The sequence below is a fragment of the Streptomyces sp. NPDC020898 genome, assembly GCF_044333925.1.
Lineage (GTDB): Bacteria > Actinomycetota > Actinomycetes > Streptomycetales > Streptomycetaceae > Streptomyces.
On sequence record NZ_JBIRRV010000002.1, the window covers coordinates 494867 to 515469 of the forward strand.

9 protein-coding genes are annotated in these 20603 nt (G+C 73.5%); 3 read left to right on the plus strand and 6 right to left on the minus strand.

Features of this window, described 5'->3' with window-relative positions; all coding sequences use genetic code 11:
• The first annotated feature begins 34 nt into the window (after positions 1-34).
• Positions 35-1561, plus strand: a complete 1527-nt coding sequence (locus tag ACH4TV_RS10160) for an anthranilate synthase component I family protein (RefSeq protein WP_398396180.1) — start codon at positions 35-37, stop codon at positions 1559-1561.
• Entirely contained in the window at positions 1558-2139 is a 582-nt protein-coding gene (locus tag ACH4TV_RS10165; protein WP_398396182.1) for an anthranilate synthase component II, read from the plus strand. The genes ACH4TV_RS10160 and ACH4TV_RS10165 overlap by 4 nt, the downstream gene beginning before the upstream one ends.
• Here ACH4TV_RS10165 and ACH4TV_RS10170 read toward each other — a convergent pair.
• Positions 2132-3514, minus strand: a complete 1383-nt coding sequence (locus ACH4TV_RS10170; protein WP_398396184.1) for a PLP-dependent aminotransferase family protein — start codon at positions 3512-3514, stop codon at positions 2132-2134. The genes ACH4TV_RS10165 and ACH4TV_RS10170 overlap by 8 nt on opposite strands.
• A gap of 99 nt (positions 3515-3613) precedes the next feature.
• Here ACH4TV_RS10170 and trpD point away from each other — a divergent pair, with 99 nt between their 5' ends.
• Complete coding sequence (gene trpD / locus ACH4TV_RS10175; RefSeq protein ID WP_398396186.1) at positions 3614-4684, plus strand: anthranilate phosphoribosyltransferase; 1071 nt, start codon at positions 3614-3616, stop codon at positions 4682-4684.
• A gap of 284 nt (positions 4685-4968) precedes the next feature.
• On the opposite strand, the gene trpC is transcribed toward trpD, so the two are convergent.
• The 5 genes from trpC to ACH4TV_RS10200 all read right to left on the minus strand — a co-directional run bounded on the left by trpC (position 4969) and on the right by ACH4TV_RS10200 (position 20592).
• Positions 4969-5748, minus strand: coding sequence for an indole-3-glycerol phosphate synthase TrpC (gene trpC / locus ACH4TV_RS10180; protein ID WP_398396189.1), 780 nt, complete (start codon positions 5746-5748; stop codon positions 4969-4971).
• Positions 5749-5833: 85 nt separating this feature from the next.
• A complete protein-coding gene (locus tag ACH4TV_RS10185) occupies positions 5834-6784 on the minus strand; it encodes a TauD/TfdA family dioxygenase (RefSeq protein ID WP_398396191.1) in 951 nt (316 codons plus the stop codon).
• 1 nt (position 6785) lies between these two features.
• Positions 6786-8033 carry a cytochrome P450 gene (locus ACH4TV_RS10190; RefSeq protein WP_398396193.1) on the minus strand — a complete coding sequence of 416 codons (1248 nt, stop codon included), beginning with the start codon at positions 8031-8033 and terminating at the stop codon, positions 6786-6788.
• Positions 8034-8076: 43 nt separating this feature from the next.
• Positions 8077-8955 (minus strand): ABC transporter permease, encoded by an 879-nt coding sequence (locus ACH4TV_RS10195; protein WP_398396195.1) that lies wholly within the window; start codon positions 8953-8955, stop codon positions 8077-8079.
• 366 nt (positions 8956-9321) lie between these two features.
• Positions 9322-20592 (minus strand): amino acid adenylation domain-containing protein, encoded by an 11271-nt coding sequence (locus ACH4TV_RS10200; protein WP_398396197.1) that lies wholly within the window; start codon positions 20590-20592, stop codon positions 9322-9324.
• Positions 20593-20603 lie beyond the last annotated feature (11 nt).

A 20603-nucleotide genomic window follows, 5' to 3' on the forward strand; every position in this document is an offset into this window, starting at 1 on the left:
ACGGCATGACACCCAATTCGGTGGGGAGTTCGTCTTGAACGGAACGGGAACCATTGAGGTGCGGATGGCCGCTGCCCGTCTGCCCCGGCATGAACCACTTGCCCTCTACGCCTTGTTGACCGGCGGCCGTCCCTCGGCGGACGTGTTCCTCCTGGAGAATCTGCCGGACCACGGCGAGGAGGGGCGCTCGGCCGTCGTCGGCGTCGGGCGGCTCGCCGAGATCCGGGTGTACGACCGGTATCTCGACATCGACGGCGTGCCGGCGGTGGCGGCGGCCCTCGCCCGGGCCGCCGGATCGGCGGGGCTCACCGAGGACGCGCCGCCGGGCCCCGAGTCCGGCGACCCGTACCGGCTGCGCTTCGGGGGCCAGGACATGCTGTGGGCCGCTCTCGACCGGGTCCGGCGCGTCTTCGCGGTGCACGGTGACCTGCCCGAGCAGGGTCACGCGTTCGGATTCCTCTCGTCGTTCGCGTACGAGTCCGCCTGGCACATGGAGACGCTGCCCGGGCGGACCAAGGAGCCGCACGGCCCCGACATCACGCTCTCGCTCTTCCGGGACACCGTCCGGTACGACGCCGCGGGCGGTGCACCACGTCAACTGCGGGCGCACAGCGCGGCGTTCGCGGGCGCCGGACCGGCGGCCGACGTCGCCGCGGCCGCCGCCGGGGCGGCACGGACCGGTGCCGTGGCGGCACCGGAGGCACGCGCACCCCGCTCGGTGCGCGACAGCGTCAGCCGGGACACGTTCCTGGACTGGGCGGACCGCTGCCTGCGGCACATCGCGGTCGGCGACCTGTACCAGATCCAGATCGGGCACCGTATCGACGTCACCACGGACCTGGAGCCGCTCGACGTCTACCGGCGGCTGCGCGCGCGGAACCCGTCGCCGTACATGTATCTGATGCCGAGAGCGGGCGGCACGCTCATCGGTGCGAGCCCGGAACTGTTCTTCCGGATCGAACCCGACGACCTCACCGGGGACGAGATCGTGATGCGCCCCATCGCGGGCACCGCCCGGCGCGGCCCCGACGACGAGGTCAACCGGCGTCGCATCAAGGAGATGCGGGAGTCCAGCAAGGAACAGGCCGAGCACATCATGCTCGTCGACCTGTGCCGCAACGACATCGGCCGGATCAGCAGGCCCAGCACCCAGCCGGTGGACCGGCTCATGGAGGTGGAGACCTTCTCGCACGTCTTCCACCTGGTGTCGACGGTCTCCGGCCGCCTGGAGCCGGACGTGGACGTGTGGCAGGCGGTACGCGCGACGTTCCCCGCCGGAACCATGACCGGGGCGCCCAAGGTGCGCGCCATGGAGATCATCGACGGCCTGGAGACGGAACGCCGCGGCAGCTACGCGGGCGCGGTGGGCCTGATCGACGTACGGGGCCGGTGCGAACTCGCCCTGTGCATCCGCACGATCGAGTACGACGGCGCCGTCTACTCCACACAGAGCTCGGCCGGCATGGTCGCCCAGTCCGATCCGGAGGCGGAGTGGCGGGAGACCCTCGCGAAGATGGGCGCGGCGTACTGGGCGCTGACCGGAGAGGAGCTGCTGCCGTGAAGGTGCTGCTGATCGACGCGTACGACAGCTTTGTGCACATCATCGACCAGTACCTGCGCACCCTCGGCGCCGACACCCTGGTCGTCCGCTCCCTGACCCGGACACCCGCCGCTCTGGCGGGGCTGGAGCCGGACGCCGTGGTGCTCGGGCCGGGTCCCGGGCATCCGGCCGACTCGGGGCACGTGGAGCTGGTGCACGAGTTCGCGGGGCGGGTGCCGCTGCTCGGCGTGTGTCTGGGGCACCAGGCCATCGGGCTCGCGTACGGCGGACGGATCGAGGTGGCCGAGCGGGTGATGCACGGGCGGACCAGCACCGTGCGGCACGACGGGGCGGGGCTGTTCCAGGGGCTGGGCCACACGCTGGAGGCGACCCGGTACCACTCGCTGCTGGTCGCCGAGCCGCTGCCGGAGGAGCTGATCACCACGGCGGTGGCCGCCGACCACGGCTATGTGATGGGGCTGCGGCACCGGACGCTGCCCGTCGAAGGGGTGCAGTTCCACCCGGAGTCCGTGATGACGACGGGCGGGCTGACCATGATGCGCAACTTCCTGGAGCTCCGCACCTCCCCCGTCAGCTGAGGAGCGCGCCCAGCTCCGCGACGGCCTCCCCGATCCCCGTACGCGGAAGCTGGGCATGCCCCACCACCAGCGCGGGCGGCCCCTCCCCCGGCCGCGCGTGGAACGCCGCCGCGCCCCGCACCAGGACGGAGCGGCCGAGCGCCCCCGCCACCAGCGCCGCCTCGTCGGTGCGCGGGGGCAGCTGTATGCAGGCGTGCAGTCCGGCCGCCGGTCCCAGGACCGTGGCACCGGGCAGATGCCGTCGCACCGCCGTGTCCAGGACCTGTCGGCGGTCCCGGCACAGGGAGTTGAGGCGGCGCAGATGACGGTCGTACAGGCCGCTGCGCAGGAACTGTGCGAACGCCAGCTGCGCCAGGCTGTCGGTACCCAGGTCGTGCCGGGCGCGGGCACGCAGCAGCGGGGCGAGGATGGCCGGCGGTGCCACGAGCCAGCCCAGGCGCAGGCCGGGGGCGAGCGTCTTGCTGGCGGTGCCCGCGTAGACGACGTGGTCCGGGGCGAGCCGACGCAGGGCGAGCGGCCGGGGCGTGCCGCGCTCGTACCAGAGGCCGCCGTCGTAGTCGTCCTCCACGATCCAGCCCCCGGTCTCCCGTGCCCACGCGACGAGTTCGGCCCGCCGCCGCATGGAGAGGGTGACACCGGTCGGGTACTGGTGGGCGGGCGTGACGAGCACGGCACGCACCCCCGACGCCCGTAACGCCGCCACATCGAGGCCCTCCGCGTCGACCGGCAGCGGCACCGGCCGCAGTCCGCACTCGCGCACGAACTGGCGCTGGCGCGGATGCCCCGGGTTCTCCATTCCCAGGGCGTCCACGCCCAGTTCGGGCAGCGCCGCGCCGAGCAGCCCAAGGGTCTGGGCGAAGCCCGCGACGACCATGATCCGGTCCGGTGCGCCGGGCACACCGCACACCCGGCCCAGGTAGTGGGCGAGTTCGGTGCGCAGGGCCGGCACCCCGGCGGGCGGCGGGTAGTCGTGGTCGGCCGGGTCCGCGGACTGCAGGGCCCGCTGGTAACAGGTGAGCCAGTCGCGGCGCGGGAAGTGCGGGAACACGGGGGCGTTGGGACGCAGGTCCCAGCGCACGTCCGGCACCCGGCAGTCCTCCAGCAGGGTCGGTACGACCGGCTCGGGCCGCAGATGCCGTACGACGCGGGTGCCCGCGCCCTGCACCGCCTCCAGATAGCCCTCGGCGACGAGTTGTCCGTACGCCTCGACGACCACACTGCGGGAGACGCCGAGGTCGTCGGCGAGGCTGCGGCTGGAAGGCAGCCGGCTGCCCGGGTGCAGCACTCCGGCAGCGACCTCGCTCTTGATGAATCGCTGGATCTGTGACGTCAGCGGGACGTCGGAGTCCCGGACGACGTTCATCGCCACCTGCATGCCGCTCACATCCCTTTCGCCGAATTGGACCGTACGAACAATGCGGCGGTGGTCTGGAAAGGACCCGTCGCATTTCCCAGACTGAAACCGGACGGAAAAGTGAACCCATTCGCGCAGGAGGAGAACGCCGTGGAGAACTGGCCCCAATTACTGAACGCTCTGCTGGCCCGCCAGGACCTGTCCGCGCCCCAGACCGAATGGGCGATGAACGAGGCCATGTCCGGTGCGGCGGGTCCGGCACGCCTCGCCGCCCTGATGATGGGGCTGCGCGCGAAGGGCGAGACGGCCGCGGAGATCGAGGGCCTGGCGCGCGGCATGCTCCGGCACGCGGTGCCGCTGACCGTGCCGGGCCGCTGCCTCGACATCGTGGGGACCGGCGGCGACGGCTCGCACAGCGTGAACATCTCCACGATGTCGGCGCTCGTGGCGGCCGGGGCCGGCGCACGGGTCGTCAAGCACGGCAACCGCTCCGCGTCCTCGGCGTGCGGATCGGCCGACGTACTGGAGGAGCTGGGGGTGGCACTCGACCTGCCGGCCGCCGAGGTGGGAGCGGTCGCCGAGGAGACCGGCATCACGTTCTGCTTCGCCCCGCTGTTCCACCCGGCGATGCGGCATGCCGCCGGGCCGCGCCGCGAACTCGGCATCCGTACGGTGTTCAACGCCCTCGGTCCGCTGACCAATCCGGCGCGGCCGGCGGCCCAGGCGATCGGGGTCGCCGACCCGGCACTGGCCGAGCGCATCGCCGAGGTTCTCGCGCGGCGGGGCACGGACGCGCTGGTGTTCCGCGGCGACGACGGGATGGACGAGCTGACGGTCACCACTACCTCCACCGTGTGGTCGGTCACCGGCGGCGAGGTGCGCCGGGAGTCGTTCGATCCGCGGGACATCGGTGTCCCGCGGGCCGCCGCGGGGTCGCTGCGGGGCGGGGACCGGGTGTACAACGCCCGGGTGGCCCGGGACGTCCTGGCCGGGGCGCGGGGGCCGGTCAGGGATGCGGTGCTGTTGTCGGCGGCGGCGGGGCTGGCGGCGCTGGACGGTGGTACGGCGCCCCTGACCGAACGCCTGGCGGCCGGTCTGGACCGTGCGGGGCGCTCCGTGGACTCGGGGGCGGCCGCGGGGGTGCTGGAGCGGTGGGTGGCTCTTGCGGGGCGGGGAGTCGCGGTCGCGTGAGCGGGGTGGGTGCGGGTGTCGCTGGGCGGCTGCGGGTGCGTCGTGGCTGGTCGCGCAGTTCCCCGCGCCCCTGAAACGGCGCACTCCGTGCACCGTTTCAGGGCACGCTTCCCGCCCCGCCGTTTCAGGGCACGCTTCCCGCGCCGCCGTTTCAGGGCGCGCTTCCCGCGCCGCCGTTTCAGGGCGCGCTTCCCGCGCCGCTTGAGTGCGCGGCGGAGCCGCGCATCTCAGGGGCGCGGGGAACTGCGCGATCGGCCACGACGGGCCCGCAGCCGGCGACGGCGTCAACCCCGCAGGCGCGAGACCGCCGACGCCGCGTCACCGTCGGTGACCAGTAACGAGCCCACCAGCACCGCATCCGCCCCGAGCGCCCCGTACTCGGCCACGTCGGCAGGCGTCCGCACCCCCGACTCCGCGACCCGCACGACGTCGGCCGGCAGATACGGAACGACCCGGGCGAACGTCGACCGGTCGACCCTCAGCGTCCGCAGATCACGCGCGTTGACGCCGATCACCCGCGCCCCGGCCGCGAGCGCGCGCTCGGCCTCCGCCTCGTCGTGGGTCTCCACCAACGGCGTCAGGCCGACCTCCGTGGCGAGTGCCGACAGATCGGCCAGCAGCGGCTGTTCGAGCGCCGCCACGATCAGCAGCACCAGGTCCGCGCCGTGTGCCCGCGCCTCCCAGACCTGGTACGGGTCGACGACGAAGTCCTTGCGCAGCACCGGCAGGGCGACCCTGGCCCGCACCGCGTCCAGGTCGGCGAGGCTTCCGTCGAACCTGCGACGCTCGGTCAGCACACTGATCGCGGCCGCGCCGCCCTTCTCGTACGCCGCGGCGAGCCCGGCCGGGTCGTCGATCGCGGCCAGCGGACCGCGGGAGGGACTCGCGCGTTTCACCTCGGCGATGACCCGGGGGCGCCCGTCCGCGGCCCTCAGCAGGGGCACGCAGTCCGCACCCGGGCCGCGCGCCGCCGCCCGCTGCCTCACCTCTCGTTCCGGCACGGCGCGCCGGCGCTCCGCGAGGTCCTCGCGCGCGCCCGCCACGATGTCGTCGAGCACTGTCATCCGTACGCTCCCCCTGGTTGTCTGCCGTGCCGGAGGGACCCGGCACTCTGGGCCGGGCCCCTCCGAACCGTTCGGTGCGCCCCGCTCAGGTCATCGAGACGACGACCTTGCGCGTGCCGGTGAACGCCTCCCGGCCGTGCAGGACGGAGAGGTTGTGGACGATCATCACGTCGCCCCGCTGCCAGGGCTCGGTCAGCAGGTGCTCGCGCTGCGCCGCGCGGACCTCGGCGAGGTCCTCGTCGGAGAGGGGGGTGCCGTCGGCGTACGTCACCCAGTGCGGCAGGTCGTCGACCGAGTCGGTCAGGGACAGGAGCAACTCCCCTTCGTCGTCGGGGAGGTTGGAGGGATGCCACTGGTCGGCCTGGTTGAACCAGGTGTCGCGGCCGGTGCGCGGGTTCTTGCGGACGCCGGGGCGGTGCTGGCTGACCCGCAGGCCGCCGTCGGCCGTCCACACGAAGTCGGCGCCCGACTCCGTGAGGAACTCCTCGACTGTCGCCCTGTCGTCCGTCTCGAAGGTGTCCTGCCAGGACTTGCCGAGCCCGGCCCCGCCGTGCAGGTACTGGCGGTAGACGACCCCGGCGGCGAACCGCTCCCGTACCTCGGGGGAGAGCGCGCCGAGCAGGGCCTCGCCGTCGCAGACGGGGGTGGCGCCGCCGGTGTCGGGTGCGTCCAGGCAGCAGAAGTACAGCCGGTCGGGCCAGCTACGGGCGTACGACAGCTCGTTGTGCAGGGTGATGTCGTAGCGCGCCGGGTACTCGGTGGAGGTGAAGACGCCGTCGGAGAGCGTCTTGCGGGGGGTGTTGCCGCCGCGATAGCTCTCGATGAGGTCGTCGCCGAAGCCGCTGACGGCGGCGTGGAACGCGGTGGCGTCGGGGATTCCGGCGCCGCGCAGCAGGACCACCCCGTACGAGTCGAGCAGCACCCGCGTCCGGCCGCGCACCTCCTCCCAGCGTGCCTCGTCCCAGGCGTCGGCCGGGGTGTCGGTGTGCAGGATCGCGAGCGTGGTGCCGCCCGTGGTCCGTGTCGTGTGCCGCATCTCAGCGAACCTCCTCGACGGCCGGCTCCGCGCGCAGTGCGACGGGCAGGCCGCTGTAGCCCTGGATGAAGTTGGAGTAGAGGCGCCGCGGGGGGCCGAGCAGCGTGATGTCGGCGACCATGGCGCGCAGCGCCTCCACCATGGCGTTCACATGGACCCGGCCCAGGAAGGCGCCGAGGCAGAAGTGCGGGCCGTGGCCGAAGACCACGTGCTTGTTGGGGGTGCGGCCGACGTCGAAGGCGCACGGGTCGGTGAACACGTCCTCGTCGAAGTTGGCGGAGGCGTTCCACAGGGTGACCACGTCACCGGCCCGGACGATCCGGTCCCCGAGTTCCACGTCGGTCAGGGCACGGCGTCCGAAGTGCATGGCGGGCGTCGTCCAGCGCAGGATCTCCTCCGTGGCCGACTCCGAGGTGACGTCGCCGCTCTTGAGGCGGCGCCACTGTCCGGGGTTCTCGGCCAGCGCGATGAGCCCGCCGGTGATCGACATCCGGGTCGACTCGTCGCCGCCGAGGATGAGGCTGTAGCTGTTGAGGACGATCTCGTCGTCGGTCAGGAGTTTGCCGTCGATGGTGGCGGTGGCCAGGGTGCTGAGGACGTCGTCGCCCGGCTTCGCCCGGCGCTCGGCCGCGAGTTGGGAGAGGTAGAGCAGGATCTCGTTGCGCGCCAGGAGCGATTCGAACTCGCTCTCCTCGGAGCTGTGCCGCGACAGGGTCCGGGTGTTCCACTCGACCAGCTGCGGGCGGTCGGCGGCCGGGATGTCGAGAAGGTCGCCCATGGTGTGCATCGGAATGTGGTCGACCACGTCGGTGACGAAGTCGATCCGGTCCGACTCGACGGCCGCACCGAGCAGTTCACGGGTGTGCCGGTGCACGCCGTCCACGACGGGCGCGAGGACGCGCGGCGAGAACGACTTCAGCATCAGGTTGCGGATCTCGCGGTGGCGCACTCCGTCGGTGACGGCGAGCATCTTGCCGGAGGCCGAGTCCGCGCCCTGGAGCAGCGTGGTGAGGACGGTCCCCTTCTCGGAGGTGAACCGCTTGTTGTCGCGGTAGACGGCGACCGCGTCGGCGTACCGGGAGATCACCCAGAAGCCGGGGCCGGCCGGGCCCGCCGGGTGCCAGTGCACGGGGCTCTCGGTGCGGAACCTGCGCCACATGGCGTGCTGGTCGACGTCGAGGAAGGTCTGCGGATCGGTGAGGTCGAGCGAGGCGGGATCAGGTGCCGCCGCGCGTTCTGTGACAGGCATGGTGGGTGTTCCTCACGGCTATCGGGGCTCAGGGCTTCGGGGCTCAGGGCTTTCGGAATCGGCGCAGGCTGAGGGTGAGGCAGGCCGCGAACAGCACGCTCAGGGTCACCGCGACCACGATCAGCGGGTGCTCGCCGACGAAGCCGGGGCTCGTGGTGGCGGGGTTGCCCCACAGGTCGCGGCAGGCCGCGATGACGGCGCTGACCGGGTTCCACTCGGCGATCGGGCGGATGGCGCCCGGCATGGACTGCGGGGAGAGGAAGGCGCTGGACAGGAAGGGCAGCACGACGACGATGAACGGCGCGACGACGCTGATCGTCTCGATGCTGCGCAGGGTCATGGCGAGCAGCACGCCGAGCCACAGCATCACGTACGTGAAGACCGCGACCAGGGCGAACCCGGCGAGCGTGGGCAGCGGCCCGGTGTGCGAACGCCAGCCGAGCAGCAGCCCGGCGCCCGTGGTGACGGCGAGCGCGGCCAGGGCGACCAGGAAGTCCGCGCCGGTGTGCCCCAACGGCACGGCGGACCGGCTGATCGGCAGCGAACGGAACCGGTCGATGATGCCGCCCTGCAGGTCCATCGCCATCGACACGGCGGTCGGTCCCACGCAGGCGAGCCCCACCTGGACGGCGCCGCCGGCGAAGACGTACTCCACGTAGCTTCCGCCGGCGGGCAGCGTGATGGCGTCCCGGAACAGATAGCCGAGCAGCACCATCGACACGAGCGGGTTGAGCACGACGCCGATGGCCCGGCCGGGCCCCCGGCGCAGCCGCCTGAGCCTGCGTCCCAGTACGGCGAGCACCTCGGTCCCGAAGGTCCGGGCTCCGCCCGGCCGGGCCCCGTCGAGGAGGGGGTTCGCGACGAGGGCCCGGCCGGGGCCGGGCGCCGCGGGGGGCGGCGCCTGCGGGAGGGTGGTCGTCATGAGGGCTTCCGTTCGTCCGGGGCGGGGTCCGCCGGCCGCCACGGCGCGCGGGGCGACGGGCCGTCGTGGGTGTCCCGTGCCGCGCCAGGGCCTGTCCGGCGGATCAGGTCGCAGGAAATCGGCGGCACTCCATCAGCGCCGGAGAGCGGGGTCATGGGGCTCCCCCCGCGCGAGGGTGTTCGAGCGTGGGGGAGTCGGCGACCGACGACAACGCGGCAGACGAGCGTGCCAGACCCCGCGTCTGCGGCATGATCCGCCGGACAGGCCCTAGGTCCGGCGTCAGGAGGACGCCCTTCCAGCCGGCCCGGCGGGCGGCCGCCCACAGGCGACGCCGGCGCACGGCCCGGGCGCGGGCGGCCGCCGCCGTCACCGCCCGCTCCTGTCCGACTCCGCGTGCAGCCGTTCCAGCTGGGCCGCGACCGCGCGTCCTATCTCGTCCAGCGGGCCGGGGCTGAGCATGTCGTCGTGGGCGCAGTCGACGTGGTGCGTGGTCACGGTGCCGTTGGTGTACGGGGCCCAGAGGCGTTCCTTGTCCGTCTCCTCGCCCCACGGGGAGCGGTCGGCCAGGAACAGATGCATCTCGCCGTCGTAACCGCGGGGCCGGTAGCGGGTGTTGAGGATCTGGTGGCGGGCCATCAGATCCACCATGCGGGCCATCCGCTGCTCCCCCGTCCGGGCCAGCGCGCTGCCGTCCCGGCGCAGGGCGTCGACGATGTCCGCCGGGGTGAGTTCCCGGTCGCCGAACTCGTCACGGCTGTGCCCGATGCCCTCCAGCAGCCAGGCCAGGCTGCCCTGCACGTCCCGCTCGTCGACGGCGCCGGTCCGGGGGTAGGAGTCCAGGTTGGCCAGCAGGCCCACCTGGTGTCCGGCGGCCCGCAGTTGCACCGCGATCTCGTACGCGAGCAGTCCGCCGAACGACCAGCCGAGCAGGTGGTACGGCCCTTCCGGCCGGACCTGGCGGATGAGGTCGATGTACGCGGCGGCGTTCGCCTCGATGCTCTCGGGCAGCGGCGCGCCGTCGACGACGCTGGGCGACTGGATGCCGTAGACCGGATGGTCCGGCCCGATGTAGCGGGCCAGCGGCAGGTACGAGAGCGCGAGGCCCACACCGCTGTGGACGCAGAAGACGGGCGGGCGCCCGCCGGTCGGACGGATGCACAGCATCCGTGCGAACGTGTCCGCGTGGTCGAGGCTGTCGATCTCCTCGATCGCCTCGGCCGCCAGGCGCATGGTGTCCCTGGGGGCGGGGGCCGTCGGCTCCTGCGCCGTCCCGGGATCCGGTTGTGGGCGCAGCGCCGTCGCGAGCGCGGCCACGCTCTGGTGGGTGAACACGTCGGCGATGCTGAGCTCGATACCGGCCTTGCGGGCCCGGGCCACCAGGCGCAGCGACTTCATGCTGTCCATGGACCGGGTCTCGAAGAAGTTCTCCGACGGGGCCACGGACTCCGCCCCGACCACCTCGGCGACGATCTCGCAGAGCCGGGCCACGAGCGGGTCGACCGCCTCGGCCGCGTCGGCGACCGGCCGCGGCTGTACCGGCTGTGCCGGCTGCGTCATAGCGTTGGCGCCCCGGGTCACCTTCCGGCCCGTCCGCCACATCCGGGCCCCCGCCTCGCCCCATGGATCGGCGACGAACCGCTCGGCGGTGACGCCGCCCCGGCCCGCGTAGGACCGGGCGACGGCCGCCCCCGCGAGATACAGCTCGCCCTCCGTGGCCGGGCTCAGCGCCTCGTCCAGTACGTAACCGTGGGCCGGCCATCGGTCCGTGTCCGCCGGGAACGTGTCCGGTGCGGCCCATGCCGCGGACGGGCGCTCCCGGGTGGCGACGCCGGTCCCGGCGAGCAGCGCCCCGAACAGCCCGGCCTCGCCGGGCCGTCCGCCGTCGAGCGCGGCGGCGACCCGGGCGGCGGCCGTGCGGTGCTCCACCACCGTGCCCGCCGTGCCGCCGCGGATCACATACGCGGCCTGCTCGGGCCGTGCCGTGGCGGTCACGGGCCGGCCCGCGTCGCCGGCCGTGCCGCGCAGCCCGGGGACGTCGAGGACGAGCACCGGCACCCCGGTCGTCCGCAGCCGTCCCGCCATGCCCACCGTCGTCAGGACGCACACGGGGTCGGTATCCGCGAACAGCGCCCGGATCCCGTCACCCGGTTCGTCCGCGGCCAGCGGCACGTACGCCGCGCCCGCCTTGAGGATCGCGAGCGCCGCGAGGGCCTGGTCGGCCGCGCGCGGCACGGCGAGCGCCACGGTGCGCTCGGGGCCGGCCCCGGCCGCGACCAGGGTGTGCGCCAACGCGTCGGCGCACCGGTCGAGTTCGGCGTAGGTCAGCGCCTGGGGCCCGCTGCCGGTGGCGACGGCGTCGGGTTTCTGGGCGACCAGTTCGGCGAACAGGTCGATCAGGGTCACCTCGGGCAGCTCCCGTACGACCTCGGCGAAGTCCTGGGCGGAGGCCTCCGGGGCCCGGGCCGGCGCCGTCGGCTCGTCCGCGCCCGCGATCTCCAGGTCCCCGATCCGTACGCCGGGATCGGCCACCGCGTCCCGCAGTACCTGCGTGAACTGCCGCACCAGGCCCTCGGCCGTCTCCCTCGTGAACAGGTCCTTGCTGAAGGTCAGCAGCCCCTGCATGCCGTCCTTGTCGGGCCACGGCACCAGTTCGACGACGAGGTCGAGCTTGGCCTGCCGGGACGGGACGTACTCGGGGCGCGCCGTCAGGCCGGGCAGGCCGAGGTCGCGTACGCCGTCGTACTGCACGGTCAGCGACACCTGGAACAGCGGGTGCCGGTTCAGTGCGCGGGCCGGCCGCAGCGCGTCGACGACCTGGTCGAACGGCACGTCCTGGTGGGAGAAGGCCGCGAGGTCGGTCTCCCGGAGCCGGTCGAGCAGTTCGCGGAAGGTCGGGTCGCCGCTCGTGTCGCCGCGCAGCACCAGGGTGTTGAGGAACATGCCGACGACGTCCGAGAGCGCGTCGTCCGTGCGGCCCGCCACCGAGACACCCACCGGGATGTCGGTACCCGCGCCACGCCGGGTCAGCAGGGCCGACAGCGCCGCCTGGAAGACGATGAACTCGGTCGTACCGGTGGCGCGGGCCAACTCCCCTGTCGCCGAACGGAGGTCGGCGTCCACGTCGAACAGCACCGCGTCGCCCTCCCGCGTACCCCGCGCCGGGCGGGTGAAGTCGGCGGGCAGCGGTGTCTCGTCGGGCAGGCCCGCGAGCGCGTCGCGCCAGAAGTCGAGCTGTTCGGTGGCGAGGCCGTCGGGGTCGTCGCCGCCGAGCAGTTCGCGCTGCCAGACGGCGAAGTCCGCGTACTGGACGGGCAGCGGCTCCCAGCGGGGGGCGCGGCCCTCGCTCCTGGCCCGGTAGGCGGCGGTGAAGTCGCCGAGGAACGGGCCCATCGACCAGCCGTCGAACGCGATGTGGTGGATCACGAACAACAGCACGCACTCGTCGGGTCCCACCGGGAAGAGCCGGACGCGCAGCGGGGTCTCCTCGGTGAGGTCGAAGCCGCGGTCGGCCTCGGCGGCCACCGCCTCGGTCACCTCGTCGGCCGGCACCGACACCACCTTGACGGCGGGCGCACCCGCGGCGGTGTCCAGGACGCGCAGCGACGGCACCCCGTCGGTGTCCGGCATGACGGTGCGCAGCACCTCGTGCCGCCCGGCGACGTCGCGCAGCGCGACCCGCAGGGCGTCCGTGTCGAGTTGCCCGGTGAGCCGGAACGCGAGCACCGAGTTGTACGAGCCGTCCGCCGCGCCCTCGCGGCGGTTGAGGAACCACTGCCGTTGCTGGGTGAAGGAGAGCGGCCGCTCGGTTCCGGCGGGCGCGGGTGCCAGCGGCGGCCTGGCCCGGTCCGCCTGCTCCACCCGGGCGGCGAGGGCGGCCGCGGTGCGGGCCTCGAAGAGGGCGCGGATGGGCAGTTCGGCGCCGAGGACTCCGCGGACCCGGCTGACCAGCCGCGTGGCGAGCAGCGAGTGCCCGCCGATCTCGAAGAAGTCGTCGTCGGCGTGGACCTGGTCGCGGCCGAGGATGTCGGCGAAGAGGCCGCACAGGATCTCCTCGACGGGCGTGCGCGGGGCGCGGCCTCGCGCACCGGCGCCGAGGTCCGGGTCGGGCAGGGCGGCGCGGTCCAGCTTTCCGTGGGCGGTCAGCGGGAGCGAGTCCAGGGCGACGACGGCGGACGGCACCATGTAGTCGGGCAGTTCCCGGGCGAGGCGGTCGCGCAGTGCTCCGGTGTCCGCCCCGGCCCCGGCTCCGGAAGCGACCACGTACGCCACCAGGCGCCGCTCCCCCGCCTCGTCCTCGCGCATCACCACGGCGGCCTGCTCGACCGTGGGCATGGCCGTCAACGCGGCGGAGATCTCGCCGAGTTCGATGCGGATGCCGCGCAGCTGCACCTGGTCGTCGGCGCGGTCCAGGTAGTCCAGCTCGCCGTCGGGCAGCCAGCGCACCAGGTCGCCGGTGCGGTACATGCGGCTGCCGGCCGGCCCGTACGGGTCGGCCAGGAACCGCTGGGCGGTCAGCCCCGGCCTGCCGAGATAGCCGCGGGCCAGTCCTCCGCCGACGTACAGCTCACCGACGCAGCCGACCGGTACGGGCCGCAGCGCGCGGTCCAGGACGTACGCGCGGTGGGCGTTGGTCGGGCGGCCGATCGGCGGCCGGCCGCGGCCGGGGACGAGGGGGCCGCTGACGGTGCAGCCGACGACGGCCTCGGTGGGGCCGTACCCGTTGAACATCCGCACGGAGCCCGCCCAGCGGTCGACGACCTGGGTGGGGACCGCCTCGCCGGTCACCACCATGCGCAGGTCCGCGGGGAGCGTGCTGCCCTCCGGGAGCGCGCCGACGACGACGGGCGGCAGCGCCGCCAGGTTGATCCGGGCGTCGTTGATCAGGTCGACCAGGGGACGGCCCGGGGTGCGGTGCTCCTCGTCGGCGATCACGAGGGTGCCGCCGTTGAGCAGCGCCAGCATGATGCCGAAGACCGACGCGTCGAAGCTGAAGGACGCGAACTGCAGGACGCGCACGTCGTGGTCGAGGTCGAATCGCTGGGTGAGGCTGTCGACCATCGCCATCAGCCCGGCGTGCGGCACGGTCACGCCCTTGGGGCGGCCGGTGGAGCCGGAGGTGTAGATCATGTACGCGGTGTGCAGCGGGTGCAGTGTTCCGTTCCGGTCCGCGTCGGTGAGGTCGGCGCCGGAGAGTCCGTCCAGCTCCGCCACGGTGTCGGGGGCGTCGAGGATCAGGGGCACGTCGGTGCGGCCCGGCCGTTGCGGCAGCCCTGTCGCACGGGCGGCGGTCGCGGTGTCGGTGAGCAGCACCGCGGGGCACGCGTCGTCGAGGAGGTGGCCGACGCGGTCGGCCGGGTAGCCGACGTCGACGGGCAGGAACACGGCGCCCGCCTTCAGCGCGGCCAGGGCCGCCACCACCAGCTCCACGGAGCGCGGCAGCATGACGGCGACCGGTTGCTCGGGACGCACCCCTCGGGCGACGAGGAGCCGGGCGATCCGGTTGGCCCGGGTGTTCAGCTCGGTGTAGTCGAGGACCTCGGCACCGAGGGAGACCGCGGGCTTGTCCGGGAACCAGGTGGCCCACCGCTCGAAGGTTTCGGTGGCGAGCAGGGCGGGCTCGGGCAGTGCGGCCTCGGCCCCCGCCCAGTCCGCGGTGAGCAGGCGCCGCTCGTTCTCGTCGAGGGTGTCGAGGCGGCCGAGCGGGACCCCCGGGTCGGCCGCCAGGCGCTCCAGGACACGGAGGAAGCGGCGGACGAACGCGTCCGTCTGCTGCTCGGTGAACACGTCGGGCCGGTACTGGGCCTCCACCCTCAACTCGCCGTCCGGGGCCGGGAAGACGCCGATCGCCAAGGGGTACTCGGCGACGACGCGCGCCTTCCAGCCGAGCATGGTCAGGCCGGGGATGTGCTCGCCGATGCGGTCGAGGGCGCCCGTCGGATAGTTGTGGAAGCTGACGACGGTGTCGAACAGCTCGCCCGTGCCGGCGCACTGCTGTACCTCGGCGAGGCCCAGGTGGTGGTGGGGTTCGAGGCCGAGCTGGCGGTCCTGGAGGTCGGCGAGCATCGCCTCGAAGGGCTGCGCGGCATCGAGCCGGGCGCGGACCGGGAGGGTGTGCAGGAACGCGCCCACCATCCGTTCCACCTCCCGGAGTTCGGCCGGCCGGCCGGAGACGACGGCGCCGAAGGTGACGTCCCGTCGTCCGGTGAGCGCGCCCAGGACCGCGGCCCAGGCACCCTGCATCACGGTGTTCATGGTGAGACCGCGGGTGTGCGCCCAGGGGGTGAGCGCGGCGGTGACCTCGGCGGGCACGTCTGCCACGAGGGTCTCGGGCAGGCCGGAGACGCGGTCGCGGTCCGCGGGGCCGAGCCGGGTCGCACCGCCTGCTTCCTCGATGTCGGCGAGTTCGGCGCGCCATGCCTCGCGGGCGGCGTCCTTGTCCTGGGCCGCCGACCACTCCAGATGGCGGTGGGCGGGGGCGACGCGGGCGAGGGCGGTGGTGTCGGCACCGTTGGACCACAGGGTGACGAGTTCCCCGGCGAGCACGGCGGACAGGGACCAGCCGTCGACCAGCATGTGGTGCGTGGTCCACACGACACGGTGCCGGTCGTCCGCGATCCGGTAGACGGTGAACCGGGTCAGCGGACCGCGGGTGACGTCGAAGCGGTGCAGCCACTCCTCGTCGGTGCGGCGGGCCACCTCGGCGTCCACGTCGGCTGCGGCGACGCCGGTCAGGTCGACCTCCGTCCACGGCAGTTCGACGTGCTCGGGGATCAGCTGGACCGGGTCGCCGGTGTCGCGTTCGCGGAAACTGGCGCGCAGAGCCGGATTGCGGTCGAGGAGCGCGACGGCGGCGGCCCGCAGCGCCGAGCGGTCCATGGCGCCGCCGACGTCCATGACGACCTGGAGGGTGTACGCGTCCATGCCCTGACGGTCGAACTCGGCCTGGAAGAGCAGTCCGCGCTGCAACGGGGAGAGCGGCAGGATGTCGGTGACACCGCGCAGTTCGCTCTCGTACGCGTCGATCTCCCGCTGTTCGACCTGGACGAGCGGGAAGTCGGACGGAATGCGCCCGGTGGTGCCCGGCCGGTCCGCGTGCCCGACCAGGGTTTCCAGGGCGCGGAACCAGGTCTCGGCGAGATCCCGTACGTCGGCCTCGTCGAGCAGGGCGGAGGCCCAGGTCCATTCGGCGACGAGGACGGGGCCCTCAGGGCGGTCCTCGGTGACGGCCACGAGGTCGACGGGCTGTCGCAGCGGTGTGCTGGGGGCCGCGGTCTGGCCGGCGCCGCCGGCCTGCATGGACCAGTCGCCGCCGCTCGCGGCGAACCGGCCCAGGTAGTTGAAGCCGAGCTGCGGGACGGGGGTGCGGGCGAGAACGGCGGCGGTCTGCGGGTTGAAGTGGCTCAGCAGACCGTGGCCGATGCCGTGGTCCGGCAGGGCGCGCAGGGTGGCCTTGACCCGCTTGAGCGCGGCCGTGAGGGAGGGGCCGCCCTGCCACACGTCGGCCCGGTCGAGCTCGCCCACGTCGAGGCCGACGGGGAAGACGCTGGTGAACCAGCCGACCGTACGGGACAGGTCCAGGTCCCCCGCGATCTGCTCGCGGCCGTGTCCCTCCAGTTCGATCAGTGCTCGGGTGGCATGCGGGGCTCCGGTGCGGCGAGCCCGTTCGACGAGTGCGAGGGCGAGGCCGGTCAGGAGCACCTCGTTGATCTCGGCGTGGAAGGCGGCGGGCACCTGGGTGAGCAGGGCCGCCGTGTGCTCGGCCGGCAGTTCGACGCGCAGCCGGCCGGCGCTGCCGTGCACGTCACGGGCCGGGTCCAGCGGCTGTTCGGTGAGCGCTGCGGACGTCCCGCTCGACTGCTGTGTCCACAGCGGCAGTTCGGCCATGCGGTCCGCGGTGCGGGCCTCCTCGGACAGGGCCTTCGCCCAGCGGCGGTAGGAGGTCGGCACGGGGTCGAGCCGCGGTTCGCGGCCCTCGGCGACGGCTTCCCAGGCGGCCTGGAGGTCGGGCAGCAGAATCCGCCAGGACACGCCGTCGACGGCGAGGTGGTGGATGACGAGGAGCAGGGTGCCGGTGCCTTCCTCCGTCAGGAGCACCGCCTGCGCGACGAGGCCGTCCTCGGGACGCAGGCGGGCGCGGGCCGCGGCCAGTTCCTCGGCCAGGCGTACGGCCCGGTCGGCGCCCTCGGGAACAGTGGCGGTGGTGAGTACGTCGGACGCCGCGACGGCGCCCGGGGGCCGGGTGCTCAGGGACCACAGACCGGGAACCGGGCAGGCGAGGCGCAGACGCAGCGTGTCGTGGCGGTCCAGGACGGCCTGCAGCGCGCGTTCCATCCTCGGGGCGTCCACCGCGGCGGGCACGGTCACGGCGAAGTGCTGCGCGAACTCCTTGGTCTCGTCCGGAAGATGGGACAGGAGTTCACGCAACTGCTCAGCCACGGGAAGGAGTTCGACTTCTCCGATGCCGTCCTCCTCGGCTGTGGGCGCTGCCTGTCCGGCGTGTCCCGCGACGGCGGCGATGGCCGCCGGGGTGCGGTGCCGGAAGACGTCGCGGGCCGTGACGACCAGGCCTTCCCTGCGCGCCCTGCTGACCACCTGGAGGGAGCTGATGCTGTCGCCGCCGAGGGCGAAGAAACTGTCCTCCGGGCCGACTTCGGGCACCCCGAGGACCTCGGCGAGGACCTGGCACAGGATGCGCTCGTCGTCGGTGCGCGCGGCGCGCCCCTGTGCGGAGGCCCCGAAGTCGGGGACCGGCAGGGATGAGCGGTCGACCTTGCCGTGCGCGGTCAGCGGCAGTTCGTCCAGGGCGACGAGGACGGTCGGCACCAGGGCACCGGGCAGCCGCTCGGCCAGCAGGGCGCGGGCGGCCGCGGTGTCCGGGCGGGCTGTGTCCCCGACGACGTACCCGACGAGCCGCTGCTGTCCGGCCGGGTCGGTGACGGCGGCGGCCACCGCGTCGGCGACGCCGGGCAGCTGACGCAGGGCCGTCTCGACCTCGCCGAGTTCGATGCGCTGGCCGCGGATCTTGACCTGGTGGTCGACGCGGCCCACGAAGGCGAGCTGTCCGTCGGGGCGCAGGACGACATGGTCGCCGGTGCGGTACATGCGGGAGCCGTCGGCGGCGAACGGGTCGGGCACGAACGTGGTGGCGGTGCGGCGCGGGTCACCGAGGTAGCCGCGGCCGACTCCCCGGCCGGAGATGAACAGTTCGCCCTGCGCGCCGCGCGGCACCGGCCGCAGGTCGGCGCCGAGGACATGGAGGCGGGTGTTGCGCAGCGGCCGGCCGATCGGCACGACGGGCGCGTCCAGATCGCCGGTGGTGCGGACGTAGGCGTGGGTGACGTCGTCGGAGCACTCGGTGGGGCCGTAGAGGTTGGCGAGCGGGATGTCCGGATAGCGGGCGAACCAGCGCCTGCAGAGGTCGGCGGGAAGGGCCTCGCCGTTGGAGATCATCCAGCGCAGGGCGGGGAGTCCGGGTGCCGAGCCCGCCGCGTCCCAGACGTCGAGGGTGGCGCGCAGCAGCGACGGCACGACCTCGATGACGGTCAGCTTCTCGGCGCCGATGGCGGGGAACAAGGCGTCCGGGTCGGCGGCGTCACCGCGGCTGAAGGCGCGGACGCGTCCGCCGACGAGCAGCGTCGTCAGGGTCTGCCAGACGGTGACGTCGAAGGTGACGGGTGCGTTGTGGACGAGCGCGTCGGCGCTGGTGAGCCCGAACTCCTCGATCTTGGCGAGGAGATGATTGACCATGCCGCCGCGCTGCACCATGGCGCCCTTGGGCTTGCCGGTGGAGCCGGAGGTGTAGATGACGTACGCGAGGTCGAGCGGGCCGCCGGTGACGGGGGCCAGTTCACCGGCGGTGTCGGCGCGGGCGTCGAGGACGTGCACGGGCAGCGGGTCGGCCAGGGCAGCCGCCGCCGCGCGCGCCAGGCCGGCGTGCTCGTCCTGGGTGAGCAGGAAACCGGCGCCGCTGTCGCGCAGCAGTGCGGTCAGCCGGGCCAGGGGCGCCCCGGGGTCGAGGGGCACAAAGGCGCGTCCGGCGCCGAGGACGGCGAGTTCGGCGGTGACGAAGTCCCGGCCCGGCTCGGAGAGGATGGCCACCGGGCCGTGGCCGGTCAGGACACGGGAGACGGCGGAGGCCCGGCCGACCAGTTCGGCGTAGTCGGCGCTTCCGCCGTCGTCGGTGACGGCCACCGCGTGCGGCGCCCGCGCCGCATGCTCCCGTACCCGCTCCACGACTCCGCGGTAGGGCGTCTCACGGACGGGCCCGGTGAGCGCGGCGGTGAGGCCGGCCCGCTCGTCGGCGGTGAGCAGGTCGAGGCCGCCGAGCCGGGCGTCGGGCGGGGCCTGGAGGAAGGCGTCCAGGAAGGCCATGAACCGGTCCAGGTGTGTGCGGATCTCGGCACGGTCGTAGCGTGCGGTGTTGCCGCTGAGGTCGATGGCGATGCCCGCGCCTCCCTTGTCGAAGACGGTGATCTCCAGGTCGTCGACGAGTCCCGTGGAGGGGGTGTAGATGGTGGCCTCGCACGGACCGATGGCCAGCTTCTCGGGCTGCGGGATCATGTTGAGGTACGGGCCGAACGGCCGCCGGTCGTCGCTGGGAAGACCCATGTCCCTGCGGATCCCGCTGACCCGGTGGCGCTGGTGTCGGAGTCCCTGCGAGAACACCTCGTGCGTCGCCGTGAGCAGTTCGGCGCGCGTGGCGCCGGCGGACACGGTCAGGCGCAGCGGCAGCGTGTTCACGACCACGCCGGGGATGCGCTGCATCGTGCCCCCGAGGCGCCCGGTCACCGGCAGGGCGAGGAGGACGTCCTCGACGGCGGCGGTGCGCGCGGTGTAGGCGAAGAGGGCGGCGGCGAACGTGCTCTGCCAGATCACCCGGGACTGCCAGGCGACCGTGCGCAGCAGCTCGGCCGTCCGCTCGGGCAGCACCGCGCTCTCCTGGTGGAAGGACGGGGCGGGCTGGGCGTCCCGCGTGGCCAGGCTGATCAGTGCGGGGCCGTCGCCCACCTGCTCCCGCCAGTACGCCGCGTCCCGCTCGCCCTTCACCGAACCGGTCGATGCGGCCTCGGCGTCGACCAGTTCGGCGAGTGCGGGGAAGCGGCCCTCGTCGAGCGAGGTGCCGTCGAGCAGGGCGTCGTAGATCTCGGAGAGCCGCTGGAAGGAGATGACGTAACTGAACCCGTCGGAGACGAGGTGATGGGTGAGGAGGCAGAGGAAGGTGCGCTCCGGGCCGAGCACGAACACGCTCAGCCTGAACAGCGGGCCGTGTCCTTGTGTGCCGTCGGCGTCGTCGTCGAGCGGGAAGGGCACCGCCAGGTCGTCGCGGATCGCCTGCCGCGCGGCCGCCGCGGGGTCGGGTGCGATGCTGACGTCGGTGACGACCAGCGGCAGCGTCTCGACGGGTTCGACGAACTGGCGCGGGTCGCCGCCCTGTTCGTCGAACCGGGCGCGCAGGCACTCCGACTCGTCGACAAGCCGTGCGAGCGCGGTGCGCAGGAGGTCCGTATCCAGCGGGCCGCGGATGTCCCAGTAGGCGGAGTTGTTGTAGGTCGCGCCCCCGCCGGAGAGTTTCGCGTCGAACCAGATGTCCTTCTGGCCGGCGGTGAGCGGGAGGCCGACCGTCTGAACAGGTGTCATAGCAGTGTCCC

Excerpts from the sequence above, each read along its gene's own strand:
- ACH4TV_RS10170 (WP_398396184.1), bottom strand. The coding sequence starts at position 3,514 with ATGCAGGTGGCGATGAACGTCGTCCGGGACTCCGACGTCCCGCTGACG.
- trpC (WP_398396189.1), bottom strand. The coding sequence starts at position 5,748 with ATGACAGTGCTCGACGACATCGTGGCGGGCGCGCGCGAGGACCTCGCG.
- ACH4TV_RS10185 (WP_398396191.1), bottom strand. The coding sequence starts at position 6,784 with ATGCGGCACACGACACGGACCACGGGCGGCACCACGCTCGCGATCCTG.
- ACH4TV_RS10190 (WP_398396193.1), bottom strand. The coding sequence starts at position 8,033 with ATGCCTGTCACAGAACGCGCGGCGGCACCTGATCCCGCCTCGCTCGAC.
- ACH4TV_RS10195 (WP_398396195.1), bottom strand. The coding sequence starts at position 8,955 with ATGACGACCACCCTCCCGCAGGCGCCGCCCCCCGCGGCGCCCGGCCCC.
- ACH4TV_RS10200 (WP_398396197.1), bottom strand. The coding sequence starts at position 20,592 with ATGACACCTGTTCAGACGGTCGGCCTCCCGCTCACCGCCGGCCAGAAG.